Source organism: Ectothiorhodospira mobilis, from assembly GCF_016584115.1.
Classification (GTDB): domain Bacteria; phylum Pseudomonadota; class Gammaproteobacteria; order Ectothiorhodospirales; family Ectothiorhodospiraceae; genus Ectothiorhodospira; species Ectothiorhodospira mobilis.
The window spans coordinates 48,699-66,776 of record NZ_NRSK01000009.1 but is presented as its reverse complement, the minus strand read 5'-3'; the positions used below and the strand labels follow the sequence as shown (position 1 = coordinate 66,776).

16 protein-coding genes are annotated in these 18,078 nt (G+C 69.9%); 9 read left to right on the top strand and 7 right to left on the bottom strand.

What is annotated here, in order from left to right; genetic code table 11:
- Positions 1-32 precede the first annotated feature (32 nt).
- Positions 33-1,118, bottom strand: coding sequence for an EAL domain-containing protein (locus CKO33_RS05725; protein WP_200180196.1), 1,086 nt, complete (start codon positions 1,116-1,118; stop codon positions 33-35).
- A gap of 128 nt (positions 1,119-1,246) precedes the next feature.
- Between CKO33_RS05725 and msrB the strand changes: the two genes are divergently transcribed.
- Positions 1,247-1,669, top strand: a complete 423-nt coding sequence (msrB, locus tag CKO33_RS05720) for a peptide-methionine (R)-S-oxide reductase MsrB (RefSeq protein ID WP_200180195.1) — start codon at positions 1,247-1,249, stop codon at positions 1,667-1,669.
- Here msrB and CKO33_RS05715 read toward each other — a convergent pair.
- Positions 1,608-2,615 (bottom strand): glutathione S-transferase family protein, encoded by a 1,008-nt coding sequence (locus tag CKO33_RS05715; RefSeq protein WP_200180194.1) that lies wholly within the window; start codon positions 2,613-2,615, stop codon positions 1,608-1,610. The two genes, msrB and CKO33_RS05715, sit on opposite strands and share 62 nt — an antisense overlap.
- 157 nt (positions 2,616-2,772) lie before the next feature.
- Between CKO33_RS05715 and CKO33_RS05710 the strand changes: the two genes are divergently transcribed.
- Positions 2,773-3,999: an SAM-dependent methyltransferase gene (locus CKO33_RS05710; RefSeq protein WP_242472484.1), complete on the top strand. Its 1,227-nt coding sequence runs from the start codon at positions 2,773-2,775 to the stop codon at positions 3,997-3,999.
- Between the two features lie 4 nt (positions 4,000-4,003).
- On the opposite strand, the gene CKO33_RS05705 is transcribed toward CKO33_RS05710, so the two are convergent.
- The 3 genes from CKO33_RS05705 to CKO33_RS05695 are packed head-to-tail and all read right to left on the bottom strand — an operon-like array spanning position 4,004 to position 8,264.
- On the bottom strand, positions 4,004-5,194 hold the full coding sequence (locus CKO33_RS05705) for an efflux RND transporter periplasmic adaptor subunit (protein ID WP_200180192.1): 1,191 nt from the start codon (positions 5,192-5,194) through the stop codon (positions 4,004-4,006).
- A gap of 47 nt (positions 5,195-5,241) precedes the next feature.
- Positions 5,242-7,605, bottom strand: coding sequence for an ABC transporter permease (locus CKO33_RS05700; protein ID WP_200180190.1), 2,364 nt, complete (start codon positions 7,603-7,605; stop codon positions 5,242-5,244).
- Positions 7,605-8,264, bottom strand: coding sequence for an ABC transporter ATP-binding protein (locus tag CKO33_RS05695; protein ID WP_200180241.1), 660 nt, complete (start codon positions 8,262-8,264; stop codon positions 7,605-7,607). Before CKO33_RS05695 ends, CKO33_RS05700 begins: the two co-directional genes overlap by 1 nt.
- A gap of 197 nt (positions 8,265-8,461) precedes the next feature.
- Between CKO33_RS05695 and kaiC the strand changes: the two genes are divergently transcribed.
- The gene (gene kaiC / locus CKO33_RS05690; RefSeq protein WP_338081735.1) at positions 8,462-10,135 is read left to right on the top strand and encodes a circadian clock protein KaiC; all 1,674 of its coding nucleotides are present in this window, start codon (positions 8,462-8,464) and stop codon (positions 10,133-10,135) included.
- Complete coding sequence (locus CKO33_RS05685; RefSeq protein ID WP_200180186.1) at positions 10,132-10,413, top strand: circadian clock KaiB family protein; 282 nt, start codon at positions 10,132-10,134, stop codon at positions 10,411-10,413. Before kaiC ends, CKO33_RS05685 begins: the two co-directional genes overlap by 4 nt.
- A 66-nt stretch (positions 10,414-10,479) precedes the next feature.
- Here the strand turns inward: CKO33_RS05685 and gshA are convergent, their stop codons facing one another.
- Positions 10,480-12,054 carry a glutamate--cysteine ligase gene (gene gshA / locus CKO33_RS05680; protein WP_200180184.1) on the bottom strand — a complete coding sequence of 525 codons (1,575 nt, stop codon included), beginning with the start codon at positions 12,052-12,054 and terminating at the stop codon, positions 10,480-10,482.
- Between the two features lie 175 nt (positions 12,055-12,229).
- On the opposite strand from gshA, the gene CKO33_RS05675 reads away from it, so the two are divergent.
- The 4 genes from CKO33_RS05675 (at position 12,230) to CKO33_RS13815 (ending at position 14,961) form a co-directional block, all read left to right on the top strand.
- Positions 12,230-13,006, top strand: coding sequence for a M90 family metallopeptidase (locus CKO33_RS05675; RefSeq protein ID WP_200180182.1), 777 nt, complete (start codon positions 12,230-12,232; stop codon positions 13,004-13,006).
- Positions 13,003-13,488 carry a DUF2058 family protein gene (locus CKO33_RS05670; protein WP_200180180.1) on the top strand — a complete coding sequence of 162 codons (486 nt, stop codon included), beginning with the start codon at positions 13,003-13,005 and terminating at the stop codon, positions 13,486-13,488. Before CKO33_RS05675 ends, CKO33_RS05670 begins: the two co-directional genes overlap by 4 nt.
- Before the next feature lie 80 nt (positions 13,489-13,568).
- A complete protein-coding gene (locus CKO33_RS05665) occupies positions 13,569-14,000 on the top strand; it encodes a flagellar basal body-associated FliL family protein (protein WP_200180178.1) in 432 nt (143 codons plus the stop codon).
- A gap of 106 nt (positions 14,001-14,106) precedes the next feature.
- Positions 14,107-14,961: a DUF2914 domain-containing protein gene (locus tag CKO33_RS13815; RefSeq protein WP_200180177.1), complete on the top strand. Its 855-nt coding sequence runs from the start codon at positions 14,107-14,109 to the stop codon at positions 14,959-14,961.
- 10 nt (positions 14,962-14,971) lie between these two features.
- Here the strand turns inward: CKO33_RS13815 and CKO33_RS05655 are convergent, their stop codons facing one another.
- Positions 14,972-16,873 carry an ATP-binding cassette domain-containing protein gene (locus CKO33_RS05655; RefSeq protein ID WP_200180175.1) on the bottom strand — a complete coding sequence of 634 codons (1,902 nt, stop codon included), beginning with the start codon at positions 16,871-16,873 and terminating at the stop codon, positions 14,972-14,974.
- A gap of 205 nt (positions 16,874-17,078) precedes the next feature.
- Here CKO33_RS05655 and CKO33_RS05650 point away from each other — a divergent pair, with 205 nt between their 5' ends.
- Positions 17,079-18,044 carry a GGDEF domain-containing protein gene (locus CKO33_RS05650; protein ID WP_200180168.1) on the top strand — a complete coding sequence of 322 codons (966 nt, stop codon included), beginning with the start codon at positions 17,079-17,081 and terminating at the stop codon, positions 18,042-18,044.
- The last annotated feature ends 34 nt before the right edge of the window (positions 18,045-18,078 follow it).

The window sequence follows — 18,078 nt, the reverse complement described above, 5'->3', positions numbered from 1 at the left end:
GACGCTCCGTTTCGGGTCGGGGATGGGGAGGATCAGGGTCCGGCCGGGCCGCCGGGGGAAACCGGGTCGGGCGGCGGCGAGGCGGGACGGGCGAAGAGATAGCCTTGCACATAGTCCACCGCCCGCGCACGCAGCCACTCCCACTCCCCCACCTGCTCCACCCCCTCGGCGATGGTGCAGATCTCCAGCTCCTGCGCCATCTCGATGAGCTTGGAGAGCACCGTCTGCTTGTAGGTGTCCTCGTGCACGTGGGAGACCAGTTCCCGGTCGAACTTGACGAAATCGGGGCGCAGGCTGGAGAGCAGGTTCAGCGAGGAATAGCCCGCCCCCAGGTCGTCCAGGGCCACCTGGAAACCCGCCTGCTTGTAGTGGTCCACGATGCGCTGCAGGTGCTGTGTGTCGGAGACGTGCTCGGACTCCACCACCTCGAACACCAGCCGGTCGGCGTCCGCCCCCAGGCGGTCCACCTCTTCCAGGGTGCTCTTGAGGCAGAAGGCCGGGTCGTAGATGGTGGTGGGGTTGAAGTTGATGAACACCCGGGCCTCGAAGCCATGGGCCACCGCCTGGCGGATGGCGTTGATGCGGGCGGCCCGGTCCAGCTGGAAGAGCAGTTGCGAGGCCCGGGCCTGGGCGATGAGCCGGCCCGGCGGCACGCGGGCCTCCTGGCCCGGGATCACCCCGCGCATGAGGGATTCGTAGGCGAAGGGCCGGCCCGGATCGGCGCAGGAGACGATGGGCTGGAAGTGGAATTCGAAGCGGTCCGCCTCGATCAGGTCCGCCAGCCAGCCACTGCCGGCGCGGGCCAGCAGGGTCTCCAGGCTGTGGGTGTCCCGCAGGGAGGCGATGCCGAAGGTGTGCCCCTGGGGCAGGAAGCTGGCGCGGCAGTCGCGGATCTCCGCCTCGCTCATGAGCTCCCGCAGGGGTCCGTCCACCGCCGCCGGTCCGCCGTCGGGCAGGTGCACCGAAAGCACCCCGGGGCTGGCCTCCCGCGTGGTCAGGCCCCGGGCCTCCAGGCCCCGGCGCACGCTGTTGAGGGTATGGGAGAGGAAGGGGGCCAGCAGCAGTTCCCCTGGTCCTTGGTGGCAACGCTCAATGGTCTGGCAGTCGGGACAGGTCATGGATGATTCCGGAATCGGGGAGCCTGGGGGCGATAGTGTGGTCCAATACCCACGGGCCGGGGCAAGCACCACCGGCCCATGATCATACCCGATCCTTTCCACACCCTGACAAGGCGATTGCCCGCACCATGAACGACAAGATCCGCAAATCCGAAGCCGCCTGGCAGGCGGAACTCTCTCCGGAGGCCTTCGAGGTGACCCGCCGGGGCGGCACCGAGCCGCCGTTCACCGGCCGCTACTACGGCCACGAGGCCCCGGGCCTGTATCGCTGCATCTGCTGCGGCGCGCCCCTGTTCGACAGCGAGCACAAGTACGAATCCGGCAGCGGCTGGCCCAGCTACTGGCAGCCGGTGGACGAACAGGCCCTGGAGGAGCACGCCGATCATCGCCTGGGCATGAAACGGGTGGAGGTGCGCTGCCGCCGCTGCGATGCCCATCTGGGGCATGTCTTCAACGACGGCCCCTGGCCCACGGGCCTGCGCTACTGCATCAACTCGGCGGCGCTGCGCTTTGAACCCCGGGAGGGGTCTCCCGGCCATGGGGGGACATGAAGTCCAGCTCCGGTCCCAGGGGGATGATGCCGCTGGGGTTCAGGTGGCGGTGACTGGCGTAGTAATGGGTCTTGATGTGATCCATGTGGACGGTCTCCGCCACCCCGGGCACCTGATAGAGGGCGCGGGTATAGGCCCATAGATTCGGATAGTCCACCAGGCGCCGGACATTGCACTTGAAATGGCCGTGGTACACGGCATCGAAGCGCACCAGGGTGGTGAAGAGGCGCCAGTCCGCCTCGGTGATCCGATCCCCCACGAGCCAGGGCTGGCGTCCCAGGATCGCCTCCAGATCGTCCAGGGCGGCGAACAGCCGACGGCAGGCCGTCTCGTAGGCCCGCTGATCCGTGGCAAAGCCGGCGCGGTAGACGCCGTTGTTCACGTCCTCGTAGACGCGTGCGTTGAGGGCGTCGATGGCCGGGCACAGGGCCGGGGGATAGAAATCGGTGCGCCGGTCGGTGAAGGCGTCGAAGGCCCCGTTGAACATGCGCACGATGTCCGCCGATTCGTTGTTGACGATGGTGCGGCGATGGGTGTCCCAGAGCACGGGGACGGTGACGATCCCGGTGTATTCCGGGTCCGCCAGGGTGTACACCTGATGCAGGTGTTCGAAGCCGTTCACCCGGTCCCCGGTGGCCCCGGGATACGGGGCGAAATGCCATCCGGTGTCCGGCATGATGGGGTGCACCACCGACACACCGATCAGATCCTCCAGACCCTTCAGCCTCCGCAGGATGAGGGTGCGATGGGCCCAGGGGCAGGCCAGGGAGACGTAGAGATGATAGCGGCCGGGCTCGGCGGGGAATCCCCCCTCCCCCGTGGGTCCGGGGGCACCGTCCGGCGTGATCCAGTGCCGGAACCGGGATTCCTGGCGCTCGAACGTCCCGTCCCGGGTCTCCTCGGAAAGCCAGTCGCCCTGCAACCGGCCCTTGACCAACAGACTCATGTCCCCTCCCCGACCACCATGGTCCCGGTGGTCCTCTCCCTTCGGACCCCGGTGGCCGCCGGATCGTTCCTGCCCACAGACCGCCTTGCCGTCCACCCGGGGGCAACTATACTTTTTGGACGGTCATCCTCACCCGGAGAAAGAGGAGGGCATCCCGATGTGGCTCGAGAACATGCTCCGTCGGCAGATGCGCGACGGCACCCTGGTGCTGCACCTGCCCGATGGCAGATCGCGGCGTTTCGGCCAGGGTGAACCCGAGGCCAGTCTGCACGTGAAGGACCCCGCCGTCCTGCGCCGCATCGCCTGGGATCCGGGTCTGGAGTTCGGCCAGACCTATATGGAGGGGGGATGGGAACCCGGCCCCGAGGGCCTGCGCCCCCTGATCCACCTGGTCATGCGCAACTTCGCGCCGGTGTTCCGGCGCCGGCGGGGGGTGTGGATGAACCTGCTGCGCCGGCTCTGGGAACAGGGCAACCGCATCACCCGCAGCTACCACAACGTCTCCCATCACTACGACCTGGATGAATGGCTGTTCCGGCGTTTTCTGGACCGGGAGATGTTCTACTCCTGCGCCTACTTCGAACGCCCGGAGGTCTCCCTGGAGGAGGCACAGCAGGCCAAGGCGGACCTCATCCGCCGCAAGCTGCTGCTGCAGCCGGGCATGCGCGTGCTGGACATCGGCTGCGGCTGGGGCAGCATGGCCTTCCACCTGGCGCAGCACGCGGACGTGGAGGTGCACGGCATCACCCTCTCCCGGGAGCAGCTGCGGGTGGCGCAGCAGGAGGCCGAGCGCCGCGGCCTGTCCGACCGGGTGCATTTCCATCTGCGGGACTACCGGGAACACCAGGGGCAGTACGACCGCATCGTCAGCGTGGGCATGTTCGAACACGTGGGCCAACCCTACTACCGGCGCTTCTTCCAGCAGATGAACGACCTGCTGCGACCCGACGGGGTGGCCCTGCTGCACAGCATCGGGCGGGTGGACCCGCCGGGCAAGAGCAACCCCTGGCTCAGCCGCTACATCTTCCCCGGCGGCTACACCCCCGCCCTCTCGGAGGTGACCGCGGCCCTGGAGAAGACCCCGCTGATGAGCACCGACGTGGAGGTGTGGCGCCGGCACTACGCCTACACCCTGGCGGAATGGTACCAGCGCTTCCAGGCGGTGCGGGCCGAGGCGGCGCAGCACCTGGACGAGCGTTTCTGCCGCATGTGGGAGTTCTACCTGGCCAGTTGCGAGGGCACCTTCCTCTTCTGGGGCCAGGTGGTGTTCCAGGTACAGCTGGCCCGCAAGCACGGCGTGGTGCCGGAGACCCGGGATTACCTCTACGGGGGGGATGGCGCTTCCGGCGAGGCCCTGCCGCCACGGCAGACGGCGGCGGCCTGAGGTCTCAGCCCGGCTCGGGGGCCACAGACACCCCGTCCGCCACCCGGGAGCCGGGATGGCGGATCACCGACTCGCCGGGGTCCAGGCCCGAGAGGATCTGGGTCCACAGACCGCTGCTGCGGCCCGTCTCCACCGGGCGCAGCCGCGCCCGGCCGGATTCCACCACGAACACCGCCTGCCCCTCCCCGTGGCGGAACAGGGTGCTGGTGGGGACCTGGATCACATCCTCCCCTTCCCACAGGACGAAACGGGCCTCCACGCGATAGCCATCCCCCAGCCGGGACCACTGCCCCCGGGGTGAGGTGAGGACGGACCAGACCGTGACCCGGCGCTCCTCCACCCCCAGGGCCGACACCTCCTCGAATCCGGACGGTTCCACCCGGCGCACGCGCCCCTCCAGGGGCTCGCCCCCGCCCCAGCGCTCCAGGATCACCCGCATCCCCGGGCGGACCTGGACGGCGTCCATGGAGAGCAGGTCCACCCGCACCTCCAGGGCGGCGGGGTCCCCCAGTTCCAGCACCGGCTCACCGGCGGCCACCGGGCCCTCGCTGCGCCGGTGGCGGCGCATCACCACCCCGTCCACCGGCGCGGGCACCGCCACCGCCTCCCCGCTGCGCACCCCCCCATGCATCTCCAGCCGCAGCCGGGACTCCATCCACTCGGCCCGGGCGGCATCCCGCGCCTTTGCCGCCCGCTGCCGCTCGGCGGCCGCGGTCTCCCGGTCACTGGTGGCCCGATCCAGGGCCTCCTCCGGGGCCAGTCCACGGGACTGGAGATCCCGGATGCGCCCGAACGCCGTCAGGGCCAGGCGCTCCCGGGAACGGGCCGCCTCCAGTTGGGCGTTGGCCACCTCCAGCCGCGCCCGGGCCGCCGCCACGGCCTGGGCGGCCTGTTCCCGTTCGCGCGCATCCAGGGCCGGGACCGGCGGCGGTTCCAGCCAGAACAGGGGCGCCCCCGCCGCCACGGGATCCCCCGGCTCCAGGGGGACGCGGCGCAGGTATCCCCCCATGGGCGCGGTCACGGTGAAGGGCTCCCGCAGGCGCGTCCAGCCCTCATCCTCCACAAAGACCTGCATGGGCCCCTGTTCCACGGGGGTGACGGTCACCGGCACCGGCGCCGGCCGCAGGGCCAGGAGCAGCAGCACCGGGATGAGCAGGGCCACCAGGGCGATGATCAGCTTTCTCGTGCGCGACATGGCTTTGGCATCCCCGGGTCCGGCTCAGTGGGCTCGACGCTTCACGCTCATTCGGTGGTCTTCAGGGCCGACAGCATATCCAGGTGATACAGCCGGCGACCGATCAGCAGCATGGACAGGGCCGTGGCCAGCAGCACCCCCGCGGCGGCAAAGGCGTAGATGCGGGGTGTGATCGCCAGGGGCAGGCGGAACAGATCCGCCGCCAGGGCCTGGTTCAGCCAGATCACCAGCCCCGTCCCCAACAGCCACCCCAGGGGGATGGCCAGGAGGGTGATCAGCCCCATCTCGCCGATGAGGATCCAGCCCACCTCCCCCCGGGAGAACCCCAGGACCCGCAGGGTGGCCAGTTCCCGGACCCGTTCGGCGAAGGCGATGCGGGCATTATTGTAGGCCACGGCGAAGGTGATGGATCCGGCCATGGCCAGCAGGATGCCCATCATCACCAGCAGCGTGCCCTGGATATAGTCCCGGAAGCGGCCCTCCAGGACATCCATGCGGCTGATCTCCGCGATCCGCGGCGCACGCCAGAGGGTGTCGAAAAGGTCTTCCATGCGCCCCTGGTCCACCAGCAGCCAGGCCCCGGAAAGGGCGGGCCCTTCCCGCATGAGGCGGTTCAGGGCGCGTCGTTCCATGTAGGCACTGGTGCCGATGGGCTCATGGATGACCCCCGCCAGTTCCACCTCCAGGATACGGCGGTGCCCCTCCAGCACCTCCATCTGCAGGGTATCGCCGGGAGACAGGTGCAGGCTCCGGGCCAGGTATCCGGTGAGCAGGACCCCATCGGGAGGCAGGGCCACCGGCGCCTGATCCGCATCCAGTACCTGCCGCAACCGCGGCCGCGCCTCCATGCCCAGGACCAGGCTGCGCTCTTCCCGGTGGCCGTGGACCAGGCGCACCGGCACACTGCGGAACCCCTCTGCGAAATCCACCCCGGGAGCCGCGCGCAAGGAGGCCAGGACCCGTTCGGAGGTGGGCTCGGTGAAGCCCACCTGCAGGTCCATGGTCAGCACCTTGCGGTACTGGAGATCCAGCAGCTGATCCACGGCACCGAACTGGTAGCTGCCCACCATGAGCAGACTGCCGGAGAGGGCGATGCCCACCATGGACAGCCCGGCCTTGAGGCGATGGCGGCCCAGGTTGCGCAGGATGATGCGGGAGGGCTGGGAGAGCAGGCGGCCGATGCCGGTGCGATCCACCCAGCCGGCGCGGAAGCGCTCCGGGGCCGGTGGGCGCATGGCCTCGGCCGGGGCCATGCGTACGGCGCCGGCCACCGCCCAGACGGTGCCCAGAAGGCCCGCGGCAAAGGCCACCGCCGCCCCCAGGAGCACGATCCCCGGCTGCAGCCGGAACACCAGCCGGGGGAAGCGGTAGTACTCGGCATAGACCCCGGCCAGCTCCCCGGCCGCCCAGGCCCCCAGGACCACCCCCAGGATCACCCCCAGGGCCACGATGACCAGGGTGAACAGGCCGTAATGGATGGCCAGCTGGCGGGAGTCGTATCCGAAGGCCTTGAGCAGGGCCACCTGCTGGCGCTGGGTACGGATCACCCGCGCCACCAGGACATTGAGCAGGAAGGCCGCCACCCCCAGGAAGATCACCGGCAGCACCGTGGCGCTCACCCGCAACTGACCCAGTTCATCCTCCAAAAAGCGATGGGAGACCTGATCCGCCCGGGAGATGGCGCCGGTGCCGCCATAGGGGGCCAGGTGATGATCCACGGCGCCGATCACCGTTTCCGGGTCCGTCCCCGGGCGCAGCCCCAGGACCACGTTGTTGAAGGCCCCGTCCAGGTCCATGGCCCGAGCCAGCCCGCTGCGGTTCATCCAGAGCACACCGAAGCGCCGATAGTCCGGCAGCAGATCCCCCGGCCCCACCTGGTAGACAAACTCCGGGGACAAGGCGATGCCGCTGATCACCAGCCGTTCCTGGCGCCCGTTGAGGATGGCGGTGAAACCGTCGCCGGGGCGCAGGTCATGGGCTCGGGCGAAGGGCTCGCTGATCACCACCTGGTCGTGGCGGCCCGGGGCGGGCAACCCCCCCTGGCGCAGGGCGAGGCGGTTGAGCCGGGGCTGGGCGCCGTCGGGGATGGACAGGGCCAGCCCCCGCACCGGCTCATCGAACCCCGGCACTTCCAGGCGCAGGCCGGCCCGCACCCGGGTCTGCACCCGGTCGACCCCGGGGATATCGGCCAGCTCCCGGGCCACCCGCTCCGGGGCGCGCTTGAGATCGGCGAAGATCCGGGCAAAATGATAGGTTTCGTAAAACCGATCCCGGGACAGGGAAAGGGCGTCCAGGGTGGTCCCCCCCAGGACCAGGACCATGACCCCGGCGGCGATGACCACGGCGATGGCCGCCACCTGTCCCTTCATGCGGTCCAGGTCCCGCAGCAGCTTGCGATGCAGCGGGTGCATCACCACACCAGTTCCGTGGGGGCCCGGCGCCGGGTGTTGCGCCAGGTCTCCTGGACCCGGCCGTCCGCCAGGCGGATCACCCGGTCGGCCATGTCCCCGATGACGGCGTTGTGGGTGATCACCGCCGTGGTGGTGCCAAAGCGGGTATTGATCTCCTGCAGCACCTCCAGCACCCGGGTGCCGGTGCCCGAGTCCAGGGCGCCGGTGGGCTCGTCGCAGAGCAGCACCGCCGGGCGCTTGGCCACGGCCCGGGCGATGGCCACCCGCTGCTGCTCCCCGCCGGAGAGCTGGGAGGGGAAATGGTCCATGCGCGCCTCCAGCCCCACCAGGGCCAGGGCCGCCTCCGGGGTCATGGGATCGCGGGCGATCTCGGTGACCACGGCCACGTTCTCCCGCGCCGTGAGGCTGGAGATGAGGTTATAGAACTGGAAGACGAAGCCCACGTGCTCCCGGCGGAATCGGGTGAGCACCCGGTCCGGGGCCTGGGCGAGCTCCTGACCGCGATAGCGCACCGAGCCCGAGGTGGGCCGGTCCAGCCCCCCCAGGATATTCAGCAGAGTGGACTTGCCGGAGCCCGAGGCCCCCAGCATCACCGCCAGTTCGCCGGCGTACAGGTCCAGATCCACGCCCCGCAGGGCCTGGATGCGGACCTCGCCCATGACGTAGGTGCGGGTGACGCCGCGGGCGGAGAACACCCCGTCGCCGTCGGCCGTGGGGATCACTGGCACGGCACGTCCCTTGAAAAACCATGGAACAAGGCCGCAGTATCCCGCGCAGACCGGTCCCGTACCAGGGCCCAGATCAACCACGACGCAGGGCCCCGCCGGGGGCCCCGACCGATCCAGGGAGCAGTGCAGTGAATCCTCCAGCATCCAGCCATGCCGGCACCGGTATCCAGGGCCTGGACTTTGTGCTCCAGGGGGGCCTGCCTGTGGGGCGGCCCAGCCTGGTAAGGGGCGGTCCCGGCACCGGCAAGACGGTGATCGCCCTCACCTTCCTCTGCCAGGGCATCCGGGAGGGGGAGAACGGCGTGCTGGTCACCTTCGACGAGGCCCCCGAGGCCCTGATCCACCATGCCCAGGGGTTCGGCTTTCCGGCGGAGGAATACCGGCAGGAAGGGCGTCTGCGCATCCTGGACATGCGTCCCGACCAGGACGAGGTGGTGGGCGGGGGCCTGGAGCTGACCGCCGTACTGGCACGCATCGACCATGCCCTGGAGGGGGCCGGTGCACGGCGCCTGGTGCTGGATGCGGTGGATGGCCTGGAAGGGGCCTTTGGGGGACAGGGCAGCCTGCGCCGGGAACTGGGCCGGCTCTTCGACTGGATCCGCGACCGGGAAATCACCTCCCTGATCACCACGGGAGAGATCGAGGACTTCAACACCCGCTTCGGCCTGGAGGACTACGTGGCCGATTGTGTCATCGCCCTCCAGCAGGACATGACCCACCGGGCCATGACCCGCCTGCTGCGGGTGGTGAAACGCCGCGGCGGCCCCCATGCCGGGGGTGAGTTCCCCTTCCTGCTGGATGAACAGGGCATCTTCATGGTGCCGGTGAGCGGGGCCGTGCTCAATGCCCGGATCTCCGACCAGCGCATCGCCAGCGGCATCCCCGACCTGGACCGGATGCTGGGGGGGCACGGGCCCTACCAGGGCTCCACCGTGCTGCTCTCGGGTCAGGCGGGCACCGGCAAGACCAGCATCGCCGCCACCTTCGCACAGACGGCCTGCAGCCGCGGCGAAAAGGTGCTGTTCATCAGCTTCGAGGAAAGCGTGGACGAACTGGTGCGCAACCAGCGCAGCATCGGCACCGATCTGCCTCATCATGCCGGGGAAGCCGGCGGGCGGCGGCTGGTGATGGAGCCGGTGCGGGCCATGGAGATGGGGCTGGAGGAGCATCTGATGCGCATCATGCGCGCCCTGGATCGCCACCGCCCGGACATGGTGGTCCTGGATCCGGTCAGCAGCCTGGCCAGCCGCCATGTGGGGGACGGGGCCAAGGAAATGCTGCTGCGGCTGATGTATCTCATCAAGGAACGGGGCATCACCGCCGTGACCACGGAGCTCCTGGCGGACGACAGCCAGGGGGTGAGCCAGCTGGACGTCTCCTCCATGATCGATGTCTGGATCAAGCTGCGCCGCCACGAGGACAATGGCGAACTCAACCGCCTGATCCAGGTGGTGAAGGCCCGTGGCCTGCCCATCTCCAACCAGGTGAAGGAATTCCGTCTCTGCGACCAGGGCCTGGTGATCCAGGAGCCCTACATCGGCGAGGGGGGCATCACCTATGGCACAGCCCGGGAGGCCCGCCAGGCGGAGGACGAGCAGCGCCAGGAGCAATTGGAGGAGGAGCTGACCCGGCGCCGCCGCCTGCGCCAGGAGATGGATGCCATCCACGAGGCCCGGGAGCGCCTCACCCGGGCCGAAGACGATGCCCGGGCGGTGGAGGTGGATCGGGAGATCGCCGAGCTGGAACGCCGCCTGGCCAACATCCAGCGGGCCCGCGCCACGGTCAGCCGGAGCCGCACATGAAGCGCTACCTGCTCAAGCTCTACATCGCCGGCATGACCCCCGCCGCCCGCCGGGCCCTGGAGAACCTGGAGACCCTGTCCCGGGACCTGGCCAACGCCGGCATGGAGCTGGACGTGGAGGTGGTGGACATCCTGGAACGGCCCCAGCTGGCAGAGGACGAACGGATCCTGGCCACCCCGGTGGTGGTGCGCAAGCTCCCGCCCCCCATCCGCCGCGTGGTGGGGGACCTGTCGGAGCGGGAACGCCTGCTGGTGGGGCTGGACATCCAGGAGCGCTGACCCCGGCATCCCGCCCCTCAGGGGGCGCCCGGAGCGCACCCCATCATCCGAAGGGGCAAAGGCCGTTCACTGGGCGAAGTAGCGGCGCAGGTATTCCGCAAAGTCCGGCTCGTCCGCCGCCTCCAGGTCCTGCTGCTCGCGGATGGAGCGGGCGGCGGCCGCCTCCAGCTCCACCTCCCGCGCCGCATCCAGGGCCACGCCCCGGAAATAATCCGCATGCTGCAGGGAGATCCGCCGGGCAAACTGATGGAACCCCTCCTCGCGGGCGGCCATCACCTCCAGCATGCGCGCCGAGGGGGTGAGGGAAGCGTTGGCCACCTTGGCCCGCTGGGCCTGCAGCGCGGTGGTGTAGGGGCGCCCGGGGGACTCCCCGTCCAGCACCCGGCACAGGGGCCCCATGGCCTCCAGGATCTGCTCCGCCCAGGCGCGCAGGGGGATGGGCTGCCCGTCCCGCAGCAACAGTTTCAGTCCCGGATCGCGGCCGCGATGGGCCGTGGCGCTCTGATTGTGGTCGATGGAGAGCTGCTCCAGTTCGTCGATCTCGGGGCTGTCGTCCAGCAGGGCGAAGATCATCAGGGCCTCCAGGAAGTGCAATTGATCCCGCCCCAGCCCCATGGGTTCGAAGGCGTTCACGTCCAGGGAACGCAGTTCCACATAGGCCACACCGCCGCGACGCAGGGCGCGCACGGGCTTCTCGTTGCCCTGGATCACCGGCTTGGGCCGCACCGTGCTGTAGTACTCGTTCTCAATCTGCAGGATATTGGCATTGAGTTGGCGGTACTCCCCGTCCACACACACACCGATGCGTTGATAGTCCGGCGAAGGGGTATGGATGGCCCGCTCCAGGGACTGCGTGTAGGCCTCCAGGCTGTTGTAGTTGGCCTTGATCCCCGTCTCCTCCTCCTTGCGGTTCTGGTAGCCGATGTCCCCCATGCGCAGGCTGGTGGCGTGGGGCTCGTAGTAGGTGCCCTCGTCGAACTCCGCCAGGGTGGTGGGCCGGCCGGCCAGGAAGGAACGGCACACCGCCGGGGAGGCACCGAAGAGATAGGGCACCAGCCAGCCCAGGCGCTGCAGGTTGCGGATCATGCCGAAGTAGACGCGATCGCGGAAATGGCGCGGGTCCTCGCTGCTGCCCGTCACCTCCCGGTACACGGGCCAGAAGGCATCCCCCATGGAGAAGTTGAAGTGCACCCCGGCGATCACCTGCATGAGGCGGCCGTAGCGGTGTCCCAGCCCCAGACGGTAGACGGTCTTCATGCGTCCGGCGTTGGAGGTGCCATAGCGGGCCACCGGAATACTGGCCTCCCCGTCCAGCACGCAGGGCATGCTGGTGGCCCAGAGGAACTCCTGGCCGATACGCGGATAGGTGAAGGCCTGCAGATCCCGCAGAAAGGCCAGGGCCGCGTCCCCGCCATCACAGGGCGGGGTGATGAACTCCAGCAGGGCCTCGGAATAGTCCGTGGTGATCCAGGGATGGGTGAGGGCCGCTCCCAGGGCCGGGGGATGGGGGGTCTGGGCGATGCCCCCGTCGGGGTTCACCCGCAGGCTCTCCTTCTCCAGACCCACGCGGCAGGACCGCAGGTAGGCGGACTGCCCCCGCCCTTCCAGGGCCTGGAGGCGCGCTTCATAGGCTGCGTACAACGTTACAGATCCTTTTTTCGAGATGCATGGCCGGGGAAACCCCCATGCACACAGGATACTGCATGCGCCGGGACGAGGGGCGGGGGCATCCCCCCGCCACCCGGCCGACGCGGGCCATGACAGCGCCGCGCCGCTGACCGATAATACGCAATGAATCGATCACGGATGCGCCTCCATGGCCTCATTGCTGCGCAACTGGCGCCGCCGACGCGCCCTGGCCCGCGCCCCCATACCGGACACCCTCTGGCGCCGGGCCGTGCAGAGCCTCCCCCTGTCGGCGGCACTGAACCCGGCAGAGCGGGCCCGTCTGCGGGTCCTGACCACCCAGTTCCTGGAGGAGAAACGCTTCTTCGGTGCCCATGGCCTGGAGATCAGCCCGGAGATGGCCCTGGACATCGCCCTGGAGGCCTGCCTGCCCATTTTGGAGCTGGGGCTGGACTGGTACGACCAGTGGACCAGCATCATCGTCTACGCCGACGACTTCCTGCCCCGCCACGAGGTGGTGGACGAATGGGGCGTCCTGCACATGGACGAGGCCCCCTACAGCGGCGAGGCCTGGGAACGGGGCCCCGTGGTCCTCTCCTGGGGGACACTGCAGCGGGGGGAATCCCTGGCCATCCACGAGTTCACCCACACCCTGGACATGCGCAACGGCAGCGCCAACGGCATGCCTCCGCTGCACCGGGACATGCCCCCCCGGGACTGGACCCGGATCATGACGACGGCCTACGATGACCTCCACCGGCATGCCGACAGCCGTCCGTTTGACCCCTATGCCGCCCAGGATCCGGCCGAGTTCTTCGCCGTCATGAGTGAATATTTCTTCGTCCAACCCCGCCTGCTGGCGGAACATTACCCCGAGGTCTACGATCAATTCCGGCGATTCTTCCGCCAGGATCCGCTGGCCCGCCTGCCGGGGGGAAGGGACGCTGCAACCGGGAGCACCGCATGACCCGGAGCCTGCGCGAACAACTGCTTCAGGCCGGACTGGTCAGCGAGGAACAGGTCCGGCAGGCGGAGGCCCCCGCGCCGCGCAAAGCGGGCAAGGGCCACCGGGGCAAAGGGCCGCGACGCACCCCCGGAAAGGGCAAGCCATCCGGCGACAGGGCCCGCCAGAGCGCCGCCCCCCGCAAGGAGCGCACGCCCTCCGGCGGCCCCACGGAGCGCGCCCTCAAGGCCCGGTTGCGGGAGCTGGTGTCCGCCCACCGCGAGAACAGCGAGCAGGCGGAGCTGCCCTACCACTTCCAGGTGGGCCAGAGCATCAAGCATGTCTACGTGACCCCGTCCCAGCAGCAGGCCCTGGCCGAGGGGCGGCTGTGCATCGCCTTTCTGGACGGGCGGCGCCATCTTTTGCCCACCCGAGTGGGACGGGAGATGCTGCGCATGGATCCGAAACGCACCGTCCTCTTCCCGGCAGAGGAGGCGGGGGAATGACCCCCGCACCGGGACGGCCCGCCGATGGCGGACCGCCCTCCTCCCACCCCTTCGATGCCGACCCGAGAGTAGCCAGCCCCATGCAAGCAGCCATCCGCAGACTCGTCCACCCCGCCCGGATACTGACCCTGATCCTGATGCTGGGCCTGGGCACCACGGCCCAGGCCGCCGGCGGCGGCAAGCCGGAGAAGACCTATCCCGGCTACCTCCCCCTGGAACCGGCCCTGGTGGTGAACCTGGACAACCCGCGCCGCCCCCAATACCTGCAGATCCAGGCCCAGTTCTACGTGGAGACGGCCGAGGACGCCGCCAAACTGGAAAAACACATGCCCGTGGTCCGCGACCGCCTCATCACCTTCTTCGGTGGCCGCGATCCCGAGGCCGTGCAGAAGGCCAGCAACCGCGAGACCCTGCGCAGCGAAGCCCTGGCACGGCTGCAGGAGACCATGCAGGAGATCACCGGCTCCCAGGCGGTGAGCAATCTCTACTTCACGGGTTTCATCGTGCAGTGACCGCCGCCGTGGCACACGTCACGATCCCCGCTCCTGGCCCTGGCGCGGGCGCTGCACCGCCCCTATGCTCCATGGCGAAAAAGATGACAGCAGGGAGACCGAGTCCATGAGACAGCCGAACCCGCCGCGTTCTCTCGCCCCCCGCCTGGTGGCCCCCGCCGCCCTGGCCCTTCTGCTGCCGTTGCAGCCGGCCGCCGCCCACCATCACGGGGAAACGGACCACCCCGCGCTGCGCCTGGCCCAGTCCGGCGACGGGGCGGCCTCCGGAATGCCGGGCGATGCTCCCGGCGGGGTACAGACCGGAACCGGGGACACCGGCATGCCCCAGGAACCAGCCCCGGGCGCACAGGACCCGGCGACCCCCGACGGCCCCGCCGGCGAGGCGGGCGGCATGGACCCAGCCGCCACCGACGGATACGGGGATGGAATCGGGGGCGAGGCCAGGGAGGACAAAACCATGGAGGAGCCCCCCCGAGCCGGCGGCACGGGGAAGGACGACCCCCCTGCCACGGAGGCCGGGTCCCGGAACATGGAGGAGGGGGCCGAGGACCAGGGGGTTGAGCCCCCCAATGGGGAGGACACCCCCGAAGACCGGGCCCAGCAGGGCGTTCCCCGGGAGACCGGACCCGGCCCCCACGGCCACGTCGCCCGGGCCGCGTTCACCTCCGGCATCGAGCACCGGGAACCGGTGGACCGCCTGGAGGCGGTGGACGCCGATGCCGGCAAGGTCCTGTTCTTCACCGAGATCCGGAACCACGAGGGGGGCGCCATCGTCCACCAGTGGCGTTACCAGGGCTGGGACATGGGCGAGGTGCGCTTCCAGGTGGATGGACCACGCTGGCGCGTCTGGTCCAGCAAGACCCTCCGACCGCAGTGGACCGGCCCCTGGACGGTGCGGGTGGTGGATCAGGACGGCCGTCTGCTGGAGACATACCGCATCCAGGTCACCGGCGGCGACTAGCGGCGGCCGGTCATTCTCCGGCCCCGTCCTGTTCCAGGGCCTCGCAGGCCTCCAGCCATTCCCCCTCCACCCGCGCCAGATCCCGTTCCACCCGGGCCTGGCCCCCCAGCAGCTCCTGCAGGCGGGCCTTGCCCCCCTCCTCGTAGAGGGCGGGGTCGGCCAGGGCCTGCTCCAGTTCCGCCCGCTGGCGCTCCAGATCCTCGTGCTCCCGCTCCAGCCGGGCCACCCGGTCCCGCAGGGGCTTCTGGCGGCGGCGGCGCTCCGCCTCCTCCCGCCGGCGGGCCTTGCGCCGGGTGGCGCCGTGATCCCCGGCGGAGGCCCCCTGGGGGGGCTGGGCCGCCCGCTCCCGCTCCGCCAGCCACTGGCGGTAGTCCTCCAGGTCCCCATCGAAGGGGGCCACACCGCCGTCGGCCACCAAGAGGAAGTCATCGCAGACGCTGCGCAGCATGTGGCGGTCGTGGGAGACCAGCACCACCGCCCCCTCGAACCCCTGCAGGGCCATCTCCAGGGCATGGCGCATGTCCATGTCCAGGTGGTTGGTGGGCTCGTCCAGAAGCAGCAGGTTGGGCCGCTGGTACACCAGCAGGGCCAGCACCAGGCGGGCCTTCTCCCCGCCGGAGAAGGGTCCCACCGGCGCCAGGGCCTGATCGCCGTGGAAACCAAAGCCCCCCAGAAAATCCCGCAGGGGCTGTTCCCGGGCCCCGGGGTCCAGGCGCTGCAGATGCAGCAGGGGGCTGGCCTCCAGGTCCAGCTGCTCCAGCTGATGCTGGGCAAAGTAGCCCACCGCCAGGTCCGGGGCCGGTTCCCGCCGTCCCGACACCGGCTCCGCCGCCCCCGCCAGCAGCCGCACCAGGGTGGACTTGCCGGCCCCGTTGGGCCCCAGCAGCCCCAGGCGATCCCCGGGGTGCAGGGACAACTCCACGCCGGTCAGCACCGGCGTCTCAGCGTACCCCGCCGCGGTCCGGTCCAGCTTGAGCAAAGGGTCCGGCAGACGCTGCGGGGCGGGGAAGGTGAAGCGAAAGGGGGTGTCCACATGGGCGGCGGCCACCCGGGTCATGCGCTCCAGGGCCTTGAGCCGGCTCTGGGCCTGGCGGGCCTTGGTGGCCTTGGCGCGGAAGCGGGCCACGAAGCCCTCCAGGTGGGCGATCTCCCGCTGCTGGCGCTCGTGCTGGGCCTGCTGGCGGCGCAGGGCCTCGGCCCGGGCCTGCTCGAAATCGGAATAGGTGCCGCTGTAGAGGGTGACGCGGCCCTGCTCGATGTGGGCCACGTGGCTCACCACCCGGTCCAGGAAATCCCGGTCGTGGGAGATGAGCAGGAGGGTGCCGGGATACTGGGCAAGCCATTGCTCCAGCCACAGCACCGCCTCCAGATCCAGGTGGTTGGTGGGCTCGTCCAGCAGCAGCAGGTCGGAACGGCACATGAGGGCCCGGGCCAGGTTCAGGCGCATGCGCCAGCCCCCGGAGAAGGTGGACACCGGCCGCTGCTCCTCGCCGGGGGCGAATCCCAGGCCGTGGAGCAGACGCCCCGCCCGGCTCTCGGCGGTCCAGGCGTCGATGGCGTCCAGGCGGCTGTGCAGGGCCCCCAGGCGGGTGCCGTCACCGGCGGCCTGGGCCGCCTCCACCTCGCCCTGCAGCCGGCGCAACTCCGCGTCGCCGTCCATGACATAGTCCAGGGCCGTGCGCTGCGAGGCCTCCACCTCCTGTGCCACATGGGCGATCACCCAGCCCTCCGGCAGCCGGCAGTGGCCCCGGTCCGGCGACAGCTCCCCCAGCAGCAGGGCGAAGAGGCTGGACTTGCCCGTGCCATTGGCCCCGGTCAGGCCCACGCGCCAACCCGGATGGAGGGTGAGATCGGCCCCTTCGAACAGGACGTGGGGCCCCCGGCGCAATGTCAGGTCTTCCAGTTTCAGCATGGGGCGGGAGTCTACCAGCCCACCGGGCGCACCGCCGCCCCGGCGGGACCGGAAATCCGTCACACCCTGGAACGGAACGGCCGAGGGCGGCGACGGATTTCCGTCGCCCATCCTCAATACAAGCGCAACCCATTGAATCATGGGCGCATCCAAGTCTGGCACGGAAATCGCTTCACGGCAGGCAACACCCAGCCGAGTCCCCGCCATGATGCGCCACATCATCCGCTCACCGCTCCAGCAGGCCCACAAGGGCGACAATACGCTGATGTCCGGCCCCACGCAGTTGCTGCAGGGCGGCAAGGGGGACCTGCCCCCCCAGGGGGCTGCGGCCATCCCGCCGAGCCCGGCGGCCATCCTGCAGCGCCTGCAGACGACCCTGGAACTGGACCCCCTGATCCGGATCTTCTCCGACTCGCTGAACCTGCTGGTGCCCCACGATGGCATCGCCTTCGATTGCCAGGCACAGGGCATCCACATCAGCCACGGCCGCATCTCGCGCCATGTCTGCAGCTATAACCTGGTGGTGGAACAGACCCCCCTGGGGGAATTGCGCATCCTGCGTGGACGCAAGTTCCGCACGGCGGAGCTGAACGCCCTGGAGGAGGCCCTGACCGTGCTGGTCTACCCCCTGCGCAACGCCCTGCTCTATCACCAGGCCGTGCAGTCGGCGCAGACCGATCCACTCACCGGGCTGCTGAACCGGGCCGCCCTGGACCGCCTGCTGGAGCGGGAGATGGCGGTGGCAAGGCGCTCCGGCGGAAACCTGTGCCTGCTGGTGCTGGACGTGGACCACTTCAAGGCGGTGAACGATCGTTTCGGCCACCAGGCGGGGGATCAGGTGCTGCTGGCGGTGGCCGACCGCCTGCGCGCCCTCACCCGCAGGAGCGACATGGTCTTCCGCTACGGCGGGGAGGAATTCGTCCTGCTCATGGGAGACGCCGATCCCGGGGCGGCGGACCAGGGGGCCCGGCGCCTCCACGAGGCCATCCGTGAGCGTCCCCTGGAGATCGCCCCGGGCCAGGCCATCGACATCACGGTGAGCATCGGCATCGCCTGCGGCAGCGGCAGCGAGGAACCCGGCACCCTCTTCCGCCGTGCCGACCGGGCCATGTACCGGGCCAAGGACAGCGGCCGCGACCGCATCGTCTGGGCGGATCCCCTGCCGGGCTGAAGACAGTACCGGCGGGGGCTGCTATCGTTGCCCT

What these genes read in the sequence shown, in the direction of transcription:
- CKO33_RS05725 (WP_200180196.1), bottom strand. Translation starts at nt 1,118, where the DNA reads ATGACCTGTCCCGACTGCCAGACCATTGAGCGTTGCCACCAAGGACCA.
- msrB (WP_200180195.1), top strand. Translation starts at nt 1,247, where the DNA reads ATGAACGACAAGATCCGCAAATCCGAAGCCGCCTGGCAGGCGGAACTC.
- CKO33_RS05715 (WP_200180194.1), bottom strand. Translation starts at nt 2,615, where the DNA reads ATGAGTCTGTTGGTCAAGGGCCGGTTGCAGGGCGACTGGCTTTCCGAG.
- CKO33_RS05710 (WP_242472484.1), top strand. Translation starts at nt 2,773, where the DNA reads ATGTGGCTCGAGAACATGCTCCGTCGGCAGATGCGCGACGGCACCCTG.
- CKO33_RS05705 (WP_200180192.1), bottom strand. Translation starts at nt 5,194, where the DNA reads ATGTCGCGCACGAGAAAGCTGATCATCGCCCTGGTGGCCCTGCTCATC.
- CKO33_RS05700 (WP_200180190.1), bottom strand. Translation starts at nt 7,605, where the DNA reads ATGCACCCGCTGCATCGCAAGCTGCTGCGGGACCTGGACCGCATGAAG.
- CKO33_RS05695 (WP_200180241.1), bottom strand. Translation starts at nt 8,264, where the DNA reads ATGGGCGAGGTCCGCATCCAGGCCCTGCGGGGCGTGGATCTGGACCTG.
- CKO33_RS05685 (WP_200180186.1), top strand. Translation starts at nt 10,132, where the DNA reads ATGAAGCGCTACCTGCTCAAGCTCTACATCGCCGGCATGACCCCCGCC.
- CKO33_RS05675 (WP_200180182.1), top strand. Translation starts at nt 12,230, where the DNA reads ATGGCCTCATTGCTGCGCAACTGGCGCCGCCGACGCGCCCTGGCCCGC.
- CKO33_RS05670 (WP_200180180.1), top strand. Translation starts at nt 13,003, where the DNA reads ATGACCCGGAGCCTGCGCGAACAACTGCTTCAGGCCGGACTGGTCAGC.
- CKO33_RS05665 (WP_200180178.1), top strand. Translation starts at nt 13,569, where the DNA reads ATGCAAGCAGCCATCCGCAGACTCGTCCACCCCGCCCGGATACTGACC.
- CKO33_RS13815 (WP_200180177.1), top strand. Translation starts at nt 14,107, where the DNA reads ATGAGACAGCCGAACCCGCCGCGTTCTCTCGCCCCCCGCCTGGTGGCC.
- CKO33_RS05655 (WP_200180175.1), bottom strand. Translation starts at nt 16,873, where the DNA reads ATGCTGAAACTGGAAGACCTGACATTGCGCCGGGGGCCCCACGTCCTG.
- CKO33_RS05650 (WP_200180168.1), top strand. Translation starts at nt 17,079, where the DNA reads ATGATGCGCCACATCATCCGCTCACCGCTCCAGCAGGCCCACAAGGGC.